This window comes from Halogeometricum sp. S3BR5-2 (genome assembly GCF_031624635.1).
GTDB classification, from domain to species: Archaea; Halobacteriota; Halobacteria; order Halobacteriales; family Haloferacaceae; genus Halogeometricum; species Halogeometricum luteum.
Genome location: NZ_JAMQOQ010000003.1, coordinates 243159 through 262380, shown reverse-complemented (window position 1 = coordinate 262380; position 19222 = coordinate 243159). Strand labels below are relative to the sequence as shown.

The following is a 19222-nucleotide window of genomic DNA, read 5'->3' as shown; positions in this document are numbered from 1 at the left end:
TAAAAAACAGTCTACCCCGAAGTGAATATTCCCCTCTCTTCGCTATTCAAGAAACTCTGAAAGACCCGTATACGCCACTTTCAGCGGTATCCGTAGCGATTTTACCACAAGACTTATTTCGTTAATAGCAGAGAAACGGGTATGGGATGTGACAGCGATAACGGCTCGGATGCCGGATCCGAGGTCGAATACGAACTGATGCGGCAGAATCTCTTCGAGGCGGACTCCGTGGGGACTCCATCGCCGGGGACGATGGGGACGGAAGACGTCTCGGAGACGAAAGACACCCGGGAAGCCGGGGAAGAACAGTATCTCACCATTCAACCGACCGGAGACAGCGTCGCCACCTTCGAGGCGACTGTCGACGGCGTCATCGAGTCGGCCGACGACGCGGACCTCCCGGGTCTCGGCCGGAGCGCCGAGGACGCGGTGTCGGAAGAGCCTCGCGAGTACCGAATCGTCGGCAGCCTGATGGACGTCCGTATCAAGGGACCCGCGGCGGCGTTCCTCGACGGCGATCGCGTGGCCTGAAGCGCGCGGCGTCCACAACAACGGACACGGTGGTGTGTGGGCCGGCGTCCCGACGACGCCCCACCCGCCGTCCAATACAAAATGCTTCCATCGGAGCCGCGCGTCCGGGAACTGGTTCGAGCTAGAAATCTCGGCGGAGAAAACGGGAGGCGCGAGAGCGGCGGTTCAGTCGTCTTCGGTCTGAACCTCCGACACGCTCCCTTCCCGGTCGGGTTCGGCGTCGGCCTCGCCGGATTCGCCGCGGACGAGTCGCTCCGCTCGGTCGCGGTCCTCGGGGTAGCCGACGTCGACTCGCCAGCCTTCCGAGAGGACGGCCGAGATGGTCCGACCGGATCGGATGAGCAAGTCTATCGCGTCGGGGAGTTCGTACTCGCCGCGGTCGGATGGTTGGACGAGGTGACAGGCGTGGAAGATGGCGGGCGAGAAGGTGTAAAAGCCCGTCATCACGAGGTTCGACTCGGGTTCGTCGGGTTTCTCGACGACCTCGGTGATGTCGCCGCGGTCGTCCGTGACGCAGACGCCGTAACGGGAGGCCTCCTCCCACGGCACTTCTTCGACGAGGAACGCCGCGTCGGCGTGGTCGTCGCGCTGCCGGGCGACGACCTCGTCGAGGTTCGCATCGAAGACGTTGTCCCCGAGCATCAGCATGAAGTCGTCGTCGATGTACTCCTCGGCCGTGAGGACCGCGTGCGCGAGACCCAGCGCTTCGCGCTGGTGCGCGTACGTGATCGGGACCCCGCGGTACTCGTCTCCGAAGCGGGCGATGATCTGCTCTTTCCGGTGGCCCACGACCAAGACGAACTCCTCGGCGTCGAGTTCGCACAGCGAATCGAGACAGTGCTGGAGGATGGGCTTCCCGTCGACTTCGACGAGCGCTTTCGGTTTGTCGTCCGTCAGCGGCCTGAGACGCGTCCCCTTGCCGGCGGCGAGTACGACTGCTTTCATCGATTACAGTCAGGACTAGAACGTAGATTGTTATACGGCGGATAGCGGCGCGGCCCCCCGCGCCGTCCCGCCAATGTGCGGTGTCGAACCCGTGCCAACGGGTTACAGGCAGATAGCTTGTCGTTCGGGCAACGCGTCGCGGCAGCGAGTCGGGAGCATCCGAAATGCGACTGCGTAGCCTGAACACTGAGACGGATGGGCTATAACGTTATAAATAGTATTATGCCAAAGGGAGAAATACGTGACTCCTGAAAGGGTTAGGCGGAGGATTGTGGCCGCTCAGGACCCGATTCCTTCGCGTTCTATGATACTTCTCACTTCCGAGACCAGTTCGTCGGCGTCGGACTCGGCGCGCGCCTCGGCGGTCACGCGGATCAGCGGTTCGGTGCCGCTGGCGCGAACGAGGAACCAGCCCGAGTCGGTCTCGACGCGCACCCCGTCGGTCGTATCGGCGTCCTCGTAGGCCGCGGTGAGCGCGTCGCCGAGCGTCCGCATCGCCCCCTCCTTATCGTCGACGGAGAGGTTCAGCCGGCGGGTCGCATAGCGGGAGACGTCCAGGTCGGCCACCTGTTCGGAGAGCGGCCCCTTCCGGCGGACGAGGTCCGCGAGGCGGAGCGCCGCGTAGTTCCCGTCGGGGGCGAGCGTCTGGTCGGGCCAGATCCACGCGCCACTCGGTTCGCCGCCGAAGGCGAACCCGGGTCGGGAGACGGCCTCCGCGACGAACACGTCACCGACGGGAGTGTACGTCACGTCGCCGCCGGCCTCGGCCACCACGTCGGCGACCAGGAGGCTGGTGTCGACGGGGACGGCCACGGAGTCGCCTTCGGAAACCACGTCGCGCGCGAAGAGAGCGAGGAGGGCGTCGCCGGGGACGTACGCCCCGGTGTCTGAGACGGCGACCATGCGGTCGGAGTCCCCGTCGTGGGCGATACCGAAGTCCGCGTCGGTCGCGGGGACGGTCTGTCGAAGCGCCGTAAGCGTCTCGGCGTTCGGTTCGCTCTTGCGCGCGGGGAACGTCCCGTCCTGTTGTGCGTTGAGTGTGTTCACGGTGGCGCCCAACTCGTAGAGGGCGTCGACGGTGACGCGACCGGTCCCGTTTCCGAGGTCCACGACGGCGTCGACCCCCTCCATCGTCTCGAACGCGTCGACCACCGCGTCGGTGTGTCGTTCGACGGCGCCCGTCTCGGCGTACTCGCGACCGAGAGCGTCCCACTCCGCGGGCGCGAGACCGCCCGACGTCACCCGCTCTTCGATTCGGTCGTTCCGAGCGGGCGAGAACGCCTGCCCCGACTGCGTCCAGAGTTTGATACCGTTGTCGGGCGCGGGGTTGTGCGAAGCGGTGACCGCGACGCCCGCGTCCGCGTCGAACCACTCGACGCTCCGCGCGATGGTCGGCGTCGCGGCGACGCCGACGCGGACCACGTCGGCCCCGCATTCGCGGAGTCCGGCGCTGAGGGCGTCCGCGAGAACGTCCCCCGTGATGCGCGCGTCCCGACCCAGAACGACCCGCTCGGCGTCGACGGCGAGAGCCTGTCCGATACGGAGTGCGAGGTCCGCCGTCACCGTCTCACCGACGGGTCCGCGGATACCGCTCGTTCCAAACATATGAGGCAGTCAGCCGGGGTAATCGCATTGGTATGTGTCACCTAAAGCGGGAGCTGTTAGCGTGGTACGCGAGTACAGGGAACAAGAATCGAAACCCGTCAGAATCGTGCTCGGAGGTGGTTCGGAGTCGGTTTCGGTGCCGTCGGGCGCCGGTACGTCCGCGGCGGCGATGACCTCCAGACGGGCGTCGCTGTGAACCGCCACCTCCTATCCTATCGCGAAACGAGGTGGACCCGTGCATGTCCGTCCCCCCATGAGGTCGTCCGGCGAGTCGGGGTCCACCGCCGCCGCTAACGGTGGGAGTCGCGTGGCTTCCGCCACTGCTTGGTCGGCGCTCTCGTCTCTGCGGGTGCGCTCCGGTTCGGTCGGACCTAGTGAGGATTATCGCTCGATTTTCCAGCTAAGCGCCGGACTAATTTTCGAACAGGATAGGGCACGAACCGCCGTAGGAGGTGATTTCGGGTCCGGTTACGACTATGACTCGTGTTAATCAACTCGGCCGACGGCGACTCGCGCCACCGTTGAGCGGTACGGGATTCGAACGGACCGACAGGTAGTTATCCGCCCGGCCCGCAGGGTGGCACGATGTGGCCTTGGGGACACCTCGCCTTCGCGTACGTCCTCTACTCCTCGTACGTGCGCCTCCGCTACCGACTCGCCCCCGAGTGGCCGGGCGTCCTGCTCGCGGTACTCGGTTCGCAGACGCCCGACCTGATCGATAAACCGCTCGGGTGGTCGTTACACGTACTGCCAGGTGGACGGACGCTCGCCCACTCGCTGTTCTTCGGGACGGCCATCGTGCTCGTCGTCGCCGGTCTGCTCCGCCGGTACGACTTACCGGGCGGGGCCGCCTTCGCCATCGGCTACTACTCGCACTTGGTCGGAGACAGTTATCGGAGCATCCTGTCCGGCCGAGTCGAGGACCTCACCTTCCTCCTCTGGCCTCTGATGCCCGTGCGAGGGTCGGAGCCCTCGGTCGGTATCATTCAGTACATACTGAGCGCGCGGATCGACGGCCAACTGGTCTCCGAGTTGCTCTTCGCCGCTCTCGTCGTCGTCTGGTGGCTCCTCGACGGCGCTCCCGGGCTGGCGGCGGCTTGGAACGCCGTACGCCGCCGGCTCATTCGGCCCGCGAGCTGATTCCGCACCGACCATTCAGTAATTTCTGAACTTGCGCTAAGTATAATATTCTCTATTTCGTATAAGAATCCGAAATGCACGTCGTCCTCGTCACTGCCTCCGCAGTGCGCCGCGACCACGTCCGCACCGAAGACGGACGGGTCGACGCCGCGCTCCCCGCTCTCGCCCGTCTCGCGGGTGACGCGACGGTGTTCTCGCGAGCGTACACCAGCTCTCCCGACCACGAATCGACGCTTCGAGCGATACTGACCGGCACCCACCCCACCGAAGACAGCGGGAGGGGTCCCACGCTCGTGGACGCCCTCGCAGACGCCGGCTGGGAGACGGGCCTCTTCCACGGGCGTCCCGACGAGGTACGCTCGTCTTGGGGGTTCGAGGCTCCCGACGAATCCCCGGACCGGACGGTCTCGGGACGACTCCGCGCGAGCGCCCACCGACGAATCGCAGACGAGACGGTGCTCGGCGGACCGCTGGCGTCCGCCGACCGGCTGATCGGGTCGTCGTTCGGGACGCGGGTCGCGGCCCCTCCCGCCCACTCCGCCGCAGACGTGACCGAGCGCGCGCTCTCGTGGCTCGACGAGACGTCCGGTCCGCGGTTCCTGTGGGTGCACTACGACACCGCGCGCGCCCCGCACGTTCCGCGTGAGGGGACCGCGAGCGACGGAATCGACCCCCGGACCGCGACCAAACTCGGCTACGCCACCGCCAGCGCGCCCGACGCGCTGACCGACGAGGAACGGGCGACGCTGAAGACGCTCTACCGCGGCGAACTCGAACACCTCGACCGTCACGTCGGCCGCCTGTTCGACGGGATTCAATCGCGCCTCGACGTCTCGGACACCGTGACCGCGTTCACGGGGACGGGCGGCTGTCCGTTGGGCGAACGCGGCCGGTGGTACGACACCAGCGGGGACTTCTACGAGGAGTCGGTCCGCGTTCCGCTGTTCGTTCACGGCCCGGGGTTCGACGCCGAGCGAGTGGAGTTCGCCGCGTCGTCCGTCGACGTGCTGCCGACGCTCGCCGCCGCCGCGGGCGTCGAACGCGCCGCACAGCGCGGCGGTTCGGACCTCCGCTCGTTCACGGGGCGACGCGTGACCGAACGCCAAGTGTTCGCCGCGGCGGGGGCCGCCCCGGCGGCCGCGATGGTCTGTAACGGTCGGTGGAAGCTGTCGCGAAGGCTGGCGGACGGACGAGAGACGCTGTTCGACCACAACGACGACCCCGCCGAACGCCGAGACCGGTCCGGCGAGAATCTCCCCGTTCACCGCGCCCTCTCGCACGCGCTCGATTACTTCGTCGAGAATCGGCGGCGGAGTTCGGCGTCCGCACGCTCGCCGATAGAGACTAAAACACGTAGTTAACGCAGTGATAAACCCAATATAAAGGTTTGAGAGGCCAGTTGACTGTATATCGAATAAGTTATCTACTTTCTGAATTTCACTAATTTCTACTATTTTTCACCGAAAGCTATTTGTAATTAACACGCTACTAACCTGATGGATGGCGCAACAAATCGAATCCGAGAACGCTTGGGGGGATGGAGTCGGCGGGTCGGCCGTCCGAGTTCGTCCACGTCCGCGAGCTCGGACGGTCGGCCCGCTAGCCGGGAGCGAACGCTCGCCCCGTGCGGTGGGTCGCCGCGCCATCCGGCCGGCCCCCGTCGGGTTCGCCACCTCGACCGGGGCCGCCACCGTACCGCCAACAAAACGAGCCTCAACCGTCATCACCGCTCCGCTCGCTCGACCGACCGTCACTCGGCCGAGGCGAGCCACCGCTGACAGCCTACCACGCGCCGGACGGTCGGACCTCGCGGTTCGCCACCACTAACCACTCAGTCTCGGTTCGCCAGCCAGACGCTCGGCGGACCGCGGTGGTCCACCGTCACGCCGCTTTTTGAGAATTGAGAACTTCCAGACCGTGAGCGGCGGCGTTCGGCGGGATCAGACCGTCGAGAGTTCGGTGCTCCGTTTGGATTCGTCCGAGACGTCCGACAGCTTCCGATAACACTCGCGGAGCGTCCGGCCCGTCCGCTCCCAGTTGTACGTCCTCTCGACGGCGCGACGACCGTTCTGCCCGAGGGTTCTCGCGCGCGTCTCGTCCTCGGCCAACTCCACGAACGCGAGCGCGAACCCCGCGGGGTCGTCGGGTCGGACGACCATTCCGGCGTCGGTCTCCCGGACGATGCGGCGGAGGGGGGCCACGTCGGTGACGACGACGGGGCGCGACATCGCCATGTACTGAAACAGCTTGTGCGGAACCGTCGTCTCGGTGTGGCCGGTCGACTGGTGCGGGACGAGACAGACGTCGCTGGCGGCGATGTAGGACGGGACGTCGTCGAACGGAACACGACCCGTGAAAGTGACGTGATCGCCGACGCCGAGTTCGGAGACGAGGGATTCGAGGCGACACCGGTACTCCTCGCCGTTACCGACGACGAGGAGCCGAGCGTTCGGGACGCGGTCGACGACGGCCGGCATCGCACGGACCACCGCGTCGAGGCCGCGGTGGGGACCGCCGAGAGTGCCGACGTAGGAGACGACGAACTCGTCTTCGAATCCCACGTCTCGGAGGTCCGCGTCGCCGAACGTGTCCATCGAGACGTAGTTCGAGACGATGTCGACCTTCGAGCGGTCGACGCCGCAGTTCTCGACGTAGTGGTCGGCCGCCTCGTCGGTCACGGTGACGACGCGGTCGGCCCTCCGGACGGCGTCGCGTTCGATCCGCTTCCAGCGGAACACCGGGCGGGTCACCCTGTCGGCGAGATATCGGAGGTTGGTGAGCGACCCGAGCGAACTCCCTCGGCGGTACTGCTTGACGGCCTCCGGCCAGTTCTCGTGGAGGTCAGCGACGACTGGGATACCGTGTCGCTCTCCCGCGGCGAGGGCGGTGTGAACCATCGGGAGGTCGTGCGCGTGAAGCGCCTCGATTCCCTCTTCGGGGACGACGTCGTCCAGCGCTCGCATCCACGACTCGACGACGCCGGTGGTGAGAGTGCGCGCGCCGGCGACGGCGCCGTCGAGACCCGCGTAGGCGGCCTGGAAGGGACGACGGATGACGGTCGCCGACCCGACCTCCTCCCGGTCGGGAAGCCCCTCGTCGGCCTCCGACAGGATGAAGACGGTGTGTCCGTCGGCGGTCAGCGACTTCACCTCCTTGGCGAGACGGATGTCTGTCGGGTAGACCGCGTTCAGGAGCATACAGATGCGCATCGCTACTTCAGGCCTGGGGTGGGGAGGAATAAAACGTTGTGCAGCGTCCCCGGCGACGGGCGGGTCGGGGCGTTCGTCGCCGTATACTTAAGTTCGACTCGTCTGTGTCTCCAATATACGCCGCCGTCACGCGGTCGGACATCCATGTCAGAATCCGCTCACTCCTCCGAGACGATGAAGTCGCACGACGCCCGAGAACGCCGGCTCAAGCGGTGGGTGAAACAGCCACCCGTCGGTCCCAACATGCAGTACCTTCGGGACGCGGAGCGTCTGGCCGCCGTCGAGCGTCTCGGCCACCGCGACCGGGTGCTCGACGTCGCCTCCGAGTCGACGGTGACGGCCACGCTGGACGCGGACGACGTGACCCGACTCGACTTCTCGGCCGCCGCGAGCGACACCGCGCGCGAGGTGCTCGGCGACGCCGTGGACGCCTACGAGGTGACCGAACCCGAGGCCCCGAACCTGCCGTTCCCCGACGACCACTTCGACGGCGCCGTCTCCATCGGCCCGTACGACTGGAAGTTCCTCGACGTGCCGGGCCTCACCGAGGAGGTACACCGGGTCACGAAGCCCGACGGCCTCTACGTCTTCTCCGTCCCCACGCCCCGGTCGCCGTACGCCGCCAACGGGGACAACCGCTTCTACGAACCCGACGAGGCGCTCGACGTCGTCTCGCCGGACTGGCACCTCGCCGACTTCGACCTGCTGTTCCAGTACCCCCGCAAACTCCACCTCGGCGTCAACGCGCTTCCCGACCGGTACCAGGAGCGGTTCGTCGACGCCGCCGAACGCCTCTCGGAGGAGTTGACGGAGCGAGAGATGTGGCGGCGGGCGTCGTACATCGTCCTCGCCGCGCGTCCGATGAAGTACGAATCGTACCTCGAACGGGGGTTAGAAGCGCTGTTCCGGCCGACAGCCGAGGACGGTTTCTGGGACGAGGTGGACGACGGCATCATCCGCGCGCTGAAATACGAGTTCGACGACGACGGCTCCCCGACGTGGTCGCGCGACGAGAGTCAGGAGTGGCGCTACGCCCCGATGGCGCTGATGGGCGTCATGAACTGGCGGACCTCTCCGCTCGGCACCGACGAGTACGACGCGAAGATTCGACGCGAGTTCGAGTTCTTCGACGAGCGCATCGAGTCGGGGGAACTCCCGGAAGCGATGCCGAGTTACGGGGTCGGTCCGCTCCTCGCGGCGTACGCGATGGCCGCGGACGTGTTCGATGACGAGGGGGAGAGGGAGTACCTCGCGTCCGCGCGCACCCTATTCGACCACGCCGACGAGACGGTCGAGTTCGACCACGCCGAGGACAGCCTCGCGCTCTACGGCGCGACGTACCTCCACGAGGCGGTCCCCGACGACGAACGCGTGGAGGCGTTCGTCGACCGCGGTCTCTGGGAGATATCCGACCGCCGGACCCCCGAGGGCCTGTACGGCTTCGACAACCACACCACCCGCCGCCACCAGAACCAGATGTACACCTGCTGGGCCGTCGCGCGGGCCATCGAGGTGACGGGGAAGACCGGCTACCTCGGCGACCTGGAGGACGTTCTCGACTACACCGTCGAGAACCGGATGCGCGAGGACGGCGCGTTCGTCTGGGAGGATTGGCCCCTGCACGCCCGCCTGTACGGGGAACTGCGCGGCAAACTCACGGGCGGAACGCCGTACTGGCACTACCTCTACGAGTGTCATCAGACGTTCTTCGTCAACGCCGTCGCCCACTACTACGCCGCGGGCGGCGAGGAGGAGTACACCCGCGATGCGGGCCGCGCGATGGCGTGGATATTCGAGACGAACGGGACCGGACGGGACCTCGTCGACGTGTCGGGTATCGGCGTCCCGATGCGGCAGGTGACGACGGACGGCCGGATGGACAACCGCCAGTTCACGAACGGGTGGCGCGACCAGCAGTACAAGGGAACCTACGAGGTGGGTTCGTACGTGATGGCGCTGACGCACCTGCTCGACGGCACGGTGGAGTGAGTCACGGGTCGAGTCGTGTCGGGGCGCTTCGCCTCCCAGACGCCAGCACCTCGACTTCCGGAAGAAGTGTTCAGTATTCGCCAATTTGTCGAGTTAGGTAAATTCTTTGTGTTGGTTATATTTTCAGCCTGTCACTGTTAGTTCGTCATTTTTTGAATAAATTCACGATGAAAAACGGGACGAAATTCGACCGAACGAGATTATCGTGGCTAACTTTGAGGGGAGAATCCTTGTCGCAACACAGAGCAGTGCAACTTACAACCCGTTCAGGCGCGAGGCGACAGGCGGTTGCGGTGCTGCTGGCGTTCGTCACGCTCACGTCCTCGGTCACCGCAGGCGTCGTCTTCGCCGCCGGGGGGGCCGCGGCGCACGGCGACCACACGAGCGGTGGCGGTAGCGACGGCTCCGGGGAGTGGGCGGCCGACGGCGACTCCTTCCGCAAGGAGACGGTCATCTCGGGACTGAACCAGCCGATGGAGACGGTGTTCCTGCCCGACGGGCGGATGCTCGTCATCCAGAAAGGCGGCGAGATACTCGTCTACGACCCGGAGACCGAGGAGTACGAGACGTACCTCGACCTGCGGGACATCGACAGCGTCGAGTCCAATCGCGAACGAGGACTCCTCGGTATCGCGCTGGCGAACGACTTCGAGGAGAGCGGCGAGTTCTACGTCTACTACTCGCGCCTCGACGACCCGGACGCGGCCGACGCCGCGAACAGCGAACCCGAGAACGTCCTCGCACGATTCACCCATGTCGAGAACGACGGGGGAACGACCAGTCGCGCCGACCCCGCGAGTCGGGAGGTGCTCTGGCGAAACGAGATACACACCGGTTCGGACATCGCCTGCTGTCACCTCGGCGGCGGCGTCGACGTCGGCCCCGACGGGAAGGTGTACGTCGGAACCGGCGACGAGTACGACAACGCCCAGTGGGCGCAGGACCTCTCGCGACCCGACGGGAAGATAATCCGGCTGAATCCCGACGGCTCCATCCCCGAGGACAACCCGTTCGCCGGCGACGGCGACCCGGACACGCTCGGGGAGATATGGGCCTACGGCCTCCGGAACCCGTATCGAATCAACTTCGCGCAGAACGGCGAACTGTACATCGGCGAGGTCGGGGGGAACAACCGCTACGACGCCGCGGAGGACATCCACCTCGGCGAGAAGGGCGCCAACTACGGCTGGCCCGACTGCGAGGGGGTCTGCGAGGACCCGGCGTACGACGACCCGATTTTCTCGTACTTGCACGGCGAGACGCCCGGCGGTCCGAACGACGACCCGTCCGGCGACGGCTACGGCGCCGCGGTCACCGTCGGCCCCGTCTACGGCGCCGATATGTTCCCCGACGAATACGACAACGTCCTGTTCTACAGCGACTACAACGACCGACTGATCAAGTACCTCGTGCTGAGCGACGACGGGACGGAAGTCGTCGCCGGCCCGTACAACTTCGACGACCGGACGGGCGCGCTCGTCTCGACGAAGGTCGGCCCCGACGGCGCCCTCTACGGGTCGCAGTTGGGGCGGGGACAGATCGTCCGCTACGTCTACGAGTCCGGTAACAAGGCGCCGCGAGTCGAGTCGACGAGCGCGACGCCCGAGAGCGGCGCCGCACCCCTCGACGTCGCGTTCGAGGCGGGCGCGTCGGACCCCGAGGGCGACGACCTGAGTTACACGTGGCACTTCGGCGACGGCGAGACGGCGACCGGCGTGAGCGTCTCACACACGTACGACGAGCAGGGGTCCTACGAGGCCTACGTCGAGGTGAGCGACGGGACGACGGCGGTCGACTCCGAACCCACACCGGTCACCGTCGGCGGCGCGCCCGAGATGACGCTCGACCCCGCCGGCGACGTGACCGCCCGCGGGGGCGAAGAGGTCACGCTGTCGGCCGACGTGACCGACGTCGAGGACGGACGGCTCTCGGGGGAGGACATCGAGTGGCAGGTCAGCCTCGCCCACAACACGCACCGACACCCGCAGACGTCCGAGACGGGCGAGTCGATAACGTACACGGTGCCGGCGACGGGTCACGCGACGACCGGCGTCGTCGCCTACGAGGTCAACGTGACCGCCACCGACTCCGACGGACTGCGGACGACGAAGTCGGTGACCATCGAACCTGAGGAGGTCGACGTCACGCTGGCGAGCCAACCCGAGGGCGTCAACGTCAGCGTCGGCGGCGTGCCGGAGTCGACCGCCGACGGCGGCTACACGTTCGACAGCATGATCGGGTACCGACACAGTCTGTCGGCCCCCGAGACGGTCTGTCGGGAGGGGACGAGCTACGAGTTCGACGGCTGGAGCGACGGCGAGACCGACTCGGACCGGACGTACACCGTCCCGGACGCCGACGCGACGCTGACCGCGCAGTACGCCGAAGTGGGGACGTGCGGCGGCGTCGTGGAGGAGAACGCCCCGCCCGAAGTCGGGGAGATTCCCGCGCTGGAGTACACCGGCGAAGCGGTCACCGTCGACGTGACCGAGTACGCGACCGACCCCGACGGCGACGGAGTCGACCCGTCGAGCGTCGCGATAGTCGAGGGCGCAGGGGAGGGGTCCGCGACGGCGAACGACGACGGGACCGTCACGTACGATACGGAGGCCACGTCGGGCACCGACTCGTTCGCGTTCACGGTCAACGACACCGAGGGCGGGCAGTCCGCTCCGGCGACGGTCGACGTGAACATTGACGTCGGCGACGCGAGTGGCGATGATGCGGGTAACGACGGCGCGGGTGACGACGGCGATGGCACCGACGGCGGCGCGAACGCCGAACCCGACGACGAGGCGTCAGACGGCCAGAGCGGTGGCGCTCCGAGCGGCGGAAGTTCGGACGATCCGAGCGACGAGAACGACGAGAGTGACGAGAGCGGGTCCGACGACGCAGACAGTGAAGACGACGGCGACGACGGCGGTTCCGGCGGCGGATACGCCGGGGACGCCGAGAGCGACGGGACGGCCGCCTTCGAGCTATCGAACGCGACGCTCTCCGCGACGAACGCGTCGGTCGGCGACGAGGTGAACGCCTCGGCGGTCGTCGACAACGTCGGCGAGGCAGACGGCACGACCGCCGTCAACCTCACGGTCGACGGCGAGACGGTCGACGCCCGCGAACTCTCGCTCGAAGCGGGAGCCAGCGAGACGGTGACGCTCTCGCACACCTTCGAGGAGCCCGGGACCCACGAACTGTCGCTCGGTGGCGGGGTCGTCGGGAACGTGACGGTCACGAACGCGACGACCGCGAACGAATCGGTCGAGAACGACGGCGGATCGTCGGTATCGACGGCTCAGACGACCGCTGATGGCAGCGGGACCGGTGCCGGAGAGAGCGACGGCGGAAGCGCGGAGACGGCCGCGTCAACCGGCGACGCGACCGACACGGCGGTCGAAGCCGGCGCCGAGTCGACTCCGACCGGCGAGACGAACTCGGGAACGCCCGGGTTCGGTCCGGTCGCGGCGCTGCTCTCGGTGCTCCTCGGGGCCGCCGCGTTCGCGCGCCGGCGGGCGTAAACCGGACGGGCGTCTCCCCCGCTCGCTCGAACGGCGGACGCGCCGGTGTCGAGTGCGGACGGATACGGGTCGAGCGGTGTGGGGGCAGCGCAAACATCCGTTCGACGTCGGGAATGTCGGCCCGCGAAGAAACAGCGGACACGGTGGTGTTCGGCTCCCCTTCTGACGGCAGCGTCCGACACCGCCGTGTCCGCGGTACTGCGTCGCGAGGAGCCGTCGAGGTCTACGCGCCGTGGAAATCCTCGAGCGTCGTCGGTTCGTCGTCGCCGTCGACGTAGGAGTTGATGCTGTCGTGGACGCCGACGAGTTCGACGGTGTCGGCCATCGCCGAGAGGATGAGTTCGACGTCCATGTCGAGCGCGTACTCCCGGTAGGTCCCGCCGCGCCGCCCCTCGTTCCGTTCGGTGACGGAGACGATGCCCAGCATGGCGAGTTCGCTCAGATGGTCTCTCATTCGACGGGGGACGAGGGGGTCGCGGTTGGCGAGTTCGGCGAAGCGCGTGTAGCGGGGGCGGACGTCGCGCGAGCGGATGGGAGTCTCGCCCTCCAGGTCTAGGGTGAGGAGCGCGTAGAGGACGAGGTGGCCGTGTTCCGTGAGCCCGTTGATTCCCTCTTTGATGCGGCCGCGTTCGAGCGCGCGACGGCCGCGGCGGACGTGGCTCTCCTCGATGGAGTCGGTCTCCTCGTCGCGCGCCAGGTCGCCCGCCTTCATCAGGAGGTCGATGGATTGGCGGGCGTCACCGGCGTCCTTCGCACCGTAGGCGGCGCACAGCGGGATGACCTCCTCGGAGAGGACGCCCTCGTGGAAGGCGACTTCGGCGCGCTGTTGGAGGATGGCGCGGAGGTTCTCGGCGTTGTAGGCGGGGAAGTGAATCTCCTGTTCGCACAGCGAACTCTTGACTTTCGGCGAGAGGTCGTCGCGGAAGGAGAAGTCGTTCGAGATGCCGATGAGACCGATCTTGGCGACTTCGAGGTTACCGTTCGCGCGGGCGCGGGGGAGTTGATAGAGGATGCTGTCGTCGTTGACGTGGTCTATCTCGTCGAGGACGACGAGGACGCTGCCCGCCCGGTCGTCCAGTTCCTCCCAGAGCATCTCGTAGACGGACGCGAGAGGGTACCCCGTCGTGGATATCTGGTTCGACTCCGAGCGGAGGCTGTTGACGAGGCGGGTGGCGATCTGATAGGAACTGGTGAGACCGTCGCAGTTGAGAAAGGTGACCGAGAGGTCGATGTCGTCGTACTGCGCGGCGTCCTCTCGGAGGTGTGCGAGGAGGTACTTCGTCGCGGCCGTCTTGCCGACGCCGGTCTTGCCGTACAGGAAGATGTTGTTCGGTTGCTCGCCGTTGATGACGGGTTGGAGCGCCGCCTGGTACGTTCGGAGTTCCTCGTCTCGACCGACCAACTGCTCGGGCTGATAATCCTCCCGTAGCGCATCCCGGTCCCGATAGATGTCGTTGTCCCGCTCGAACAGCGCCATAGACACGCTCTCACAGGCGTCGTTGATAAAACCACCGCGTCCGGAGTGTCCGCTGTTCTGTGAGTATATAAAGAGCGGCGATAACACACCCCCTCCACTTTGTCCGGAGTTCCGGCGTGAGTAGGGGTGGGGGGTGGTGCCGGTCGCGACGGCGGTCTCTTTATACCGACAGCTTTATATTCTAGTCACACAAGTTACTCCGTAGTCCTCTTAGAGTAGAGAACGAGAGAGGAAACGAACGAGTTCGACACTCTAGACCGATCTAGGCCGAGAAATCGTCGACTGCTCTCGCGCATCGTCGTCGCCTCCCGTGGAAGGAGGCGACTTCGCGGCCCACCCCACCCCCCTCTCGGACGGGCAGAACAGCGGACACGGTGGAGGGGGTGTGGGAGAGCGAGGATAGCGGGCGAACGAGGGCCTCCGAGGATAGATGGTCTCTGAAACGCCAGTAGATGTCTTCTAAACCGTGAATTCGGAATGCTCGGTCCGAGAGTTCGGCCGGCAGGATGGCTTTCTCTGCTCCGACTCTCGCCGACGATTTCTCGAGTGACCGGAGATGCGTCGTCGAACCCGGCCCCACCGCCGACTACTCCTCGTCACCGAAGAACAGCGGACACGGTGGTGTGGGTTGGGAAGCTGCGACGGGCACCTCACGGAGGGTGGTTCGATTGCTCTGGATTCGGTGGTACTACTCCGGACACGGTGGAGTCGACGACGGGGGCGTCCGACCGACGGTCGCTCCGGATTCGTGAATTTCAGGGTGTTTCGTAGGTGTTACTCAGGACAGCGTGGTGTCCGGGTCCGAATTCGATTCGACTGAGCCGGGCTGTCGAACGGGTGAGGAAGCATCGACGTCCCCAGTCGGTCACGAGTATCGAGAGCAGCCTACCGACCGGAACGGCGGACACGGTGGTGTGGACGACGGAGACGGACTGGGGCCGTCGGACCACTCGTCGAATCCGTCCCGAAACTGCTCCGAATTGAATCACGTGTCTGACTCGAACTCGCAGTTACCGCCGCCCCACGAACCGAATGCGACCGTTTCTCGAACACCACCTCGTCCGCTGTTCTCCTCGTAACGCTGCGCCTCCGTATCGCCTTTCGTCGACGAAAGTGCTTAGAGTTAAGTTCGGCCCCCGAGTGCGCCGAACATGGTCAAGCTCGACGACGTGGACCCGGACGAACTTCGTCGCGCGCTCGCGGACGCGGAGTCGGCGAAGGAGGCGAAGCGACTCGTCGTCGCCCTGGACTACCTCGACGGCGTCGCGGTGTCCGTCCTCGCGGAGCGCTACGGAATCCCCCGCTCGACGCTCTACTACTGGCTCGACCGGTTCGAGGCGGAACCGGTGACCGAGGCGATAACCGACGAGGACCGCCCGGGCCGCCCCCGGAAGCTCGATTCGGCGGACCGACGACGACTGCGGGACCACCTCGACGCGGACCCGACCGAACAGGGGTACGACGGCGACCAGTGGACTCCCGAACTCGTCCGAGACCACGTCGAACGCACGTTCGGCGTCTCCTACTCGGTCGGACACGTTCGGCGGCTACTCCGAGAACTGGAGACGTCCTGACGCTCCGATCTCCAACTCGTTTCGTCTCCCCAACGCGTCGGGTTCGGGGACGTTCGGCCACGCTCGGTCGTGCTCGGCCGAACTCGGTCGCGCCTCGTTCGAATTCGGCCGAATCGCGCCCCGACCGGCCGGGCAGCGAGGCGGAACGTATTTACTGGCTCGCCCTCTCGTCTCTACCGTTCAATGAGTAGTGAGGAGAACGAGACGGCGAAACGTGGGCGCCGAAGCAAAGTCCGCCGACTCATCGACGAGTACGGCCTCGACGGGGAGGGCGAACGACTGGAGAACCTGTGGACGGCGGGTCGGGACGACCGTCTGAGCCTGCGCGAACTCGCCGACGACTTCAACCGACGGCTGCTTCGCGCGGTGATGGTCGACGCGGGGATGAATCCGCTCGACGGCGAAGTCGCCAACACCTACCGGTTGTTGACCGACGACGACGTCTCCAGTGGGATGCGGACGCAGGCCAAGCAGACGCTCGAGCGCGAGGATATCGATATCGACGACCTGCAGAAGAACTTCGTCTCCCACCAGGCGATACACACCTACCTGACGAAGTACCGCGGCGTCAAGCGCGACGAACAGACGGACGAGGACCGCGTGCAGAAGGGTCTCGACACCATCCAGCGACTCCGGAGCAGGACGGCCGCCGTCTCCGAGAACATCGTCGAGAACTTGGCGAACACCGACCGGATCCAGATCGGCGAGTTCGAGGTGCTCGTCGACGTCCGCGTGTTCTGCCGCGACTGCGGGACGCAGTACGACGTGCAGGACCTCTTGGAGGCGGGGCATTGCGAGTGCGGGGGCGAACTCGCCGCCGCCGCGGGCGAGACGAGCACGACGGAGTGACTCCTCTTTTCCGAGCCTCGAGGCGCCGACGACGCCGGTTCGACGGCGTCAGCGTCCGATAACCTTACAGCGGTATTTCTGTAACGCCTTTCGTGCGTGTACTGAAGTATTATATGCTCTCGCCCAGTTCTACCGTTTATGAGTCAGGCACAGTCTGCAGCAGAGGCCGTCACGCTCCACGTCGAGAACATCGGCGGTATCGGGGAGACGACGGTCGAGTTCGGCCCCGGCGTCACGGCGCTCGCGGGCCGGAACGCGACGAACCGAACGTCCCTCTTACAGTCCATCATGGCGGCTCTCGGCAGCGACAGAGCGTCGCTGAAAGGCGACGCCGACGAGGGCTCCGTGAGCCTCACCGTCGGAGACCGAACCTACACCCGGACGCTGAAGCGGCGCGGAAGCACTATTGTCACCGAGGGCGACCCGTACCTCGAAGACGCGACGCTCGCCGACCTGTTCGCGTTCCTCTTGGAATCGAACGAGTCCCGGCAGGCCGTCGCTCGCGGCGACGACCTCCGCGAACTCATCATGCGGCCCATCGACACCGACGCCATCCAGACGCAGATTCGCGAACTCGAAGAGGAAAAACGAGAGGTCGACAACGAGATATCCGACCTCGACTCGCTGGACGGGCGACTCCCCGAACTCGAGGAGGAGCGGCGCTCGCTGAAAGAGCAGATCGAGGAGAAGCGCGCCGAGTTAGAGGAGAAAGAAGCGGAGATAGAGGAGGCCGACGCCAACATCGAACAGTCGCGCGACGACCGCGACGAGTTGGAATCTCGACTCGACGACCTCAAGGAGGCGCGCTCGGACCTCGAGGACGTCCGGTACGACATCGACGCCGAAGGGGAGAGCATCGAGGCGCTCGAATCCGAGCGCGACGAACTCACGACCGAACGCGCGGAGATTCCCGACGAACTCGACGAGAGTGACGAAATCGAGACGCAGATAGCCGACCTCCGCGACCGGATGCAGCGGGTCGACTCCAGCGTCAACCAACTTCAGACGGTCATCCAGTTCAACGAGGACATGCTGGAGGGGACGAGCGCGGACGTCGCCGCCGCCCTCCGCGACGAGGACGGAGGCGGTTCGGTCACCGACGCCCTCGTCGAGTCGGACACCGTCGTCTGCTGGACGTGCGGCACCGAGGTCGAGACGAGCCAGATCGAGGAGACGGTCGACCGCCTCCGGTCGCTCCGCCGAGAGAAACTCGACCAGCGCAACGACCTGCGCGACCAGATCGACGACCTCGAAGACGAGCGGAACGAACTCGAGCAACTCCACCGACGCCGCGGCCAACTCGACGACCGCGTCCAGAGCATCGACCAGGAACTCGACCGCCGCCGGGACCGACGCGAGTCGCTGAAAGACGAGCGCGAGGAACTCACCGGCCGCGTGGAGACGCTGGAGTCGGAGGTCGAAGAGCTCGAATCCCGCGACTACGGCGATATCCTCGAACGCCACCGCGAGGCGAACCAACTCGAGTTCGAGATCGGTCGACTGGAGAACGACCTCGACTCGACGGAGTCGGAGATCGAGTCGGTCGAATCCCGGTTCGACGACCGCGACGAACTGGAGCGACGCCGCGAGGAGATAGCCGACGAACTCGCGGACCTCCGAACGAGAATCGAACGCATCGAGTCCGAGGCCATCGAGGAGTTCAACGGTCACATGGACACCGTCCTCGACATCCTCGACTACGGTAACCTCGACCGCATCTGGATCGAGCGCACCGAGCAGACCGTCCGCGAGGGTCGCCGGAAGGTGCAGAAGTCGATGTTCGACATGCACATCATCCGGAGCGCCGACAACGGCGCCACCTACGAGGACACCATCGACCACCTCTCCGAGAGCGAACGCGAGGTCACCGGACTCGTCTTCGCACTCGCGGGCTACCTCGTCCACGACGTGCACGAGACGGTGCCGTTCATCCTGCTCGACTCCTTGGAGGCCATCGACTCGGGACGCATCGCCCAACTCGTCGACTACATCAGCGAGTACGCCGACTACACCGTCGCCGCACTCCTCCCCGAGGACGCGGCGGCGCTGGACGACGACTACGAACGCGTCCAAGAAATATAGCGCGTCGGCTCCCCGCTCGCGCCCTTCTCGCCGTCCTCTCGCCCTTCGGTAAACCGCCACCTGCTCGATTACCCGTAGCGGTTCAAAAATATATCTGGTTGTACAACTTCTACACTTTCTCCGTTATCAAATCCAGAAGCGGACCTCTTGCGATAAGTACGTTACGAATGTAACTCTGTAATAGCTGGCCGAAACGGTGCTCTCTCATCCGCCGAACTCCTCGCTTTGTGCCCTCAAAGCGGACGCGACTTTCGCTCGGACCACTATCTGGCGCCAAGCGCTACTCTCGTCCTCGTTCCCTCC

Annotated in this window: 12 protein-coding genes; 8 read left to right on the top strand and 4 right to left on the bottom strand. The window is 65.8% G+C overall.

The window, feature by feature from the left end:
• Positions 1-141: 141 nt before the first annotated feature.
• Positions 142-531, top strand: coding sequence for a hypothetical protein (locus NDI79_RS13175; RefSeq protein WP_310928971.1), 390 nt, complete (start codon positions 142-144; stop codon positions 529-531).
• A 165-nt stretch (positions 532-696) separates the two neighbouring features.
• Here NDI79_RS13175 and aglF read toward each other — a convergent pair whose 3' ends face one another.
• Together aglF and glmM are read right to left on the bottom strand one after the other, a co-directional pair.
• On the bottom strand, positions 697-1476 hold the full coding sequence (aglF, locus tag NDI79_RS13170) for a UTP--glucose-1-phosphate uridylyltransferase AglF (protein WP_310928970.1): 780 nt from the start codon (positions 1474-1476) through the stop codon (positions 697-699).
• 279 nt (positions 1477-1755) lie between these two features.
• Positions 1756-3081 carry a phosphoglucosamine mutase gene (glmM, locus tag NDI79_RS13165; protein WP_310928969.1) on the bottom strand — a complete coding sequence of 442 codons (1326 nt, stop codon included), beginning with the start codon at positions 3079-3081 and terminating at the stop codon, positions 1756-1758.
• Between the two features lie 585 nt (positions 3082-3666).
• On the opposite strand from glmM, the gene NDI79_RS13160 reads away from it, so the two are divergent.
• Positions 3667-4221 (top strand): metal-dependent hydrolase, encoded by a 555-nt coding sequence (locus NDI79_RS13160; protein ID WP_310928968.1) that lies wholly within the window; start codon positions 3667-3669, stop codon positions 4219-4221.
• A 74-nt stretch (positions 4222-4295) separates the two neighbouring features.
• On the top strand, positions 4296-5582 hold the full coding sequence (locus NDI79_RS13155) for a sulfatase-like hydrolase/transferase (protein WP_310928967.1): 1287 nt from the start codon (positions 4296-4298) through the stop codon (positions 5580-5582).
• A 579-nt stretch (positions 5583-6161) separates the two neighbouring features.
• Here NDI79_RS13155 and NDI79_RS13150 read toward each other — a convergent pair.
• Positions 6162-7430 (bottom strand): glycosyltransferase family 4 protein, encoded by a 1269-nt coding sequence (locus tag NDI79_RS13150; RefSeq protein ID WP_310928966.1) that lies wholly within the window; start codon positions 7428-7430, stop codon positions 6162-6164.
• A gap of 144 nt (positions 7431-7574) precedes the next feature.
• On the opposite strand from NDI79_RS13150, the gene NDI79_RS13145 reads away from it, so the two are divergent.
• Together NDI79_RS13145 and NDI79_RS13140 are read left to right on the top strand one after the other, a co-directional pair.
• The gene (locus tag NDI79_RS13145) at positions 7575-9419 is read left to right on the top strand and encodes a class I SAM-dependent methyltransferase (protein WP_310928965.1); all 1845 of its coding nucleotides are present in this window, start codon (positions 7575-7577) and stop codon (positions 9417-9419) included.
• Positions 9420-9667: 248 nt separating this feature from the next.
• Positions 9668-12937 carry a PQQ-dependent sugar dehydrogenase gene (locus NDI79_RS13140; RefSeq protein WP_310928964.1) on the top strand — a complete coding sequence of 1090 codons (3270 nt, stop codon included), beginning with the start codon at positions 9668-9670 and terminating at the stop codon, positions 12935-12937.
• 223 nt (positions 12938-13160) lie between these two features.
• On the opposite strand, the gene NDI79_RS13135 is transcribed toward NDI79_RS13140, so the two are convergent.
• Positions 13161-14414 carry an orc1/cdc6 family replication initiation protein gene (locus NDI79_RS13135; protein ID WP_310928963.1) on the bottom strand — a complete coding sequence of 418 codons (1254 nt, stop codon included), beginning with the start codon at positions 14412-14414 and terminating at the stop codon, positions 13161-13163.
• A 1151-nt stretch (positions 14415-15565) separates the two neighbouring features.
• On the opposite strand from NDI79_RS13135, the gene NDI79_RS13130 reads away from it, so the two are divergent.
• The 3 genes from NDI79_RS13130 to NDI79_RS13120 all read left to right on the top strand — a co-directional run bounded on the left by NDI79_RS13130 (position 15566) and on the right by NDI79_RS13120 (position 18919).
• Entirely contained in the window at positions 15566-15988 is a 423-nt protein-coding gene (locus NDI79_RS13130; protein ID WP_310928961.1) for a helix-turn-helix domain-containing protein, read from the top strand.
• Between the two features lie 183 nt (positions 15989-16171).
• A complete protein-coding gene (gene rdfA / locus NDI79_RS13125; RefSeq protein ID WP_310928960.1) occupies positions 16172-16837 on the top strand; it encodes a rod-determining factor RdfA in 666 nt (221 codons plus the stop codon).
• 138 nt (positions 16838-16975) lie between these two features.
• Positions 16976-18919: an archaea-specific SMC-related protein gene (locus tag NDI79_RS13120; protein ID WP_310928959.1), complete on the top strand. Its 1944-nt coding sequence runs from the start codon at positions 16976-16978 to the stop codon at positions 18917-18919.
• Positions 18920-19222: the final 303 nt, after the last annotated feature.

Coding starts and splice junctions, on each gene's coding strand:
- NDI79_RS13175 (WP_310928971.1), top strand. CDS start 142: ATGGGATGTGACAGCGATAACGGCTCGGATGCCGGATCCGAGGTCGAA.
- aglF (WP_310928970.1), bottom strand. CDS start 1,476: ATGAAAGCAGTCGTACTCGCCGCCGGCAAGGGGACGCGTCTCAGGCCG.
- glmM (WP_310928969.1), bottom strand. CDS start 3,081: ATGTTTGGAACGAGCGGTATCCGCGGACCCGTCGGTGAGACGGTGACG.
- NDI79_RS13160 (WP_310928968.1), top strand. CDS start 3,667: ATGTGGCCTTGGGGACACCTCGCCTTCGCGTACGTCCTCTACTCCTCG.
- NDI79_RS13155 (WP_310928967.1), top strand. CDS start 4,296: ATGCACGTCGTCCTCGTCACTGCCTCCGCAGTGCGCCGCGACCACGTC.
- NDI79_RS13150 (WP_310928966.1), bottom strand. CDS start 7,430: ATGCGCATCTGTATGCTCCTGAACGCGGTCTACCCGACAGACATCCGT.
- NDI79_RS13145 (WP_310928965.1), top strand. CDS start 7,575: ATGTCAGAATCCGCTCACTCCTCCGAGACGATGAAGTCGCACGACGCC.
- NDI79_RS13135 (WP_310928963.1), bottom strand. CDS start 14,414: ATGGCGCTGTTCGAGCGGGACAACGACATCTATCGGGACCGGGATGCG.
- NDI79_RS13130 (WP_310928961.1), top strand. CDS start 15,566: ATGGTCAAGCTCGACGACGTGGACCCGGACGAACTTCGTCGCGCGCTC.
- rdfA (WP_310928960.1), top strand. CDS start 16,172: ATGAGTAGTGAGGAGAACGAGACGGCGAAACGTGGGCGCCGAAGCAAA.
- NDI79_RS13120 (WP_310928959.1), top strand. CDS start 16,976: ATGAGTCAGGCACAGTCTGCAGCAGAGGCCGTCACGCTCCACGTCGAG.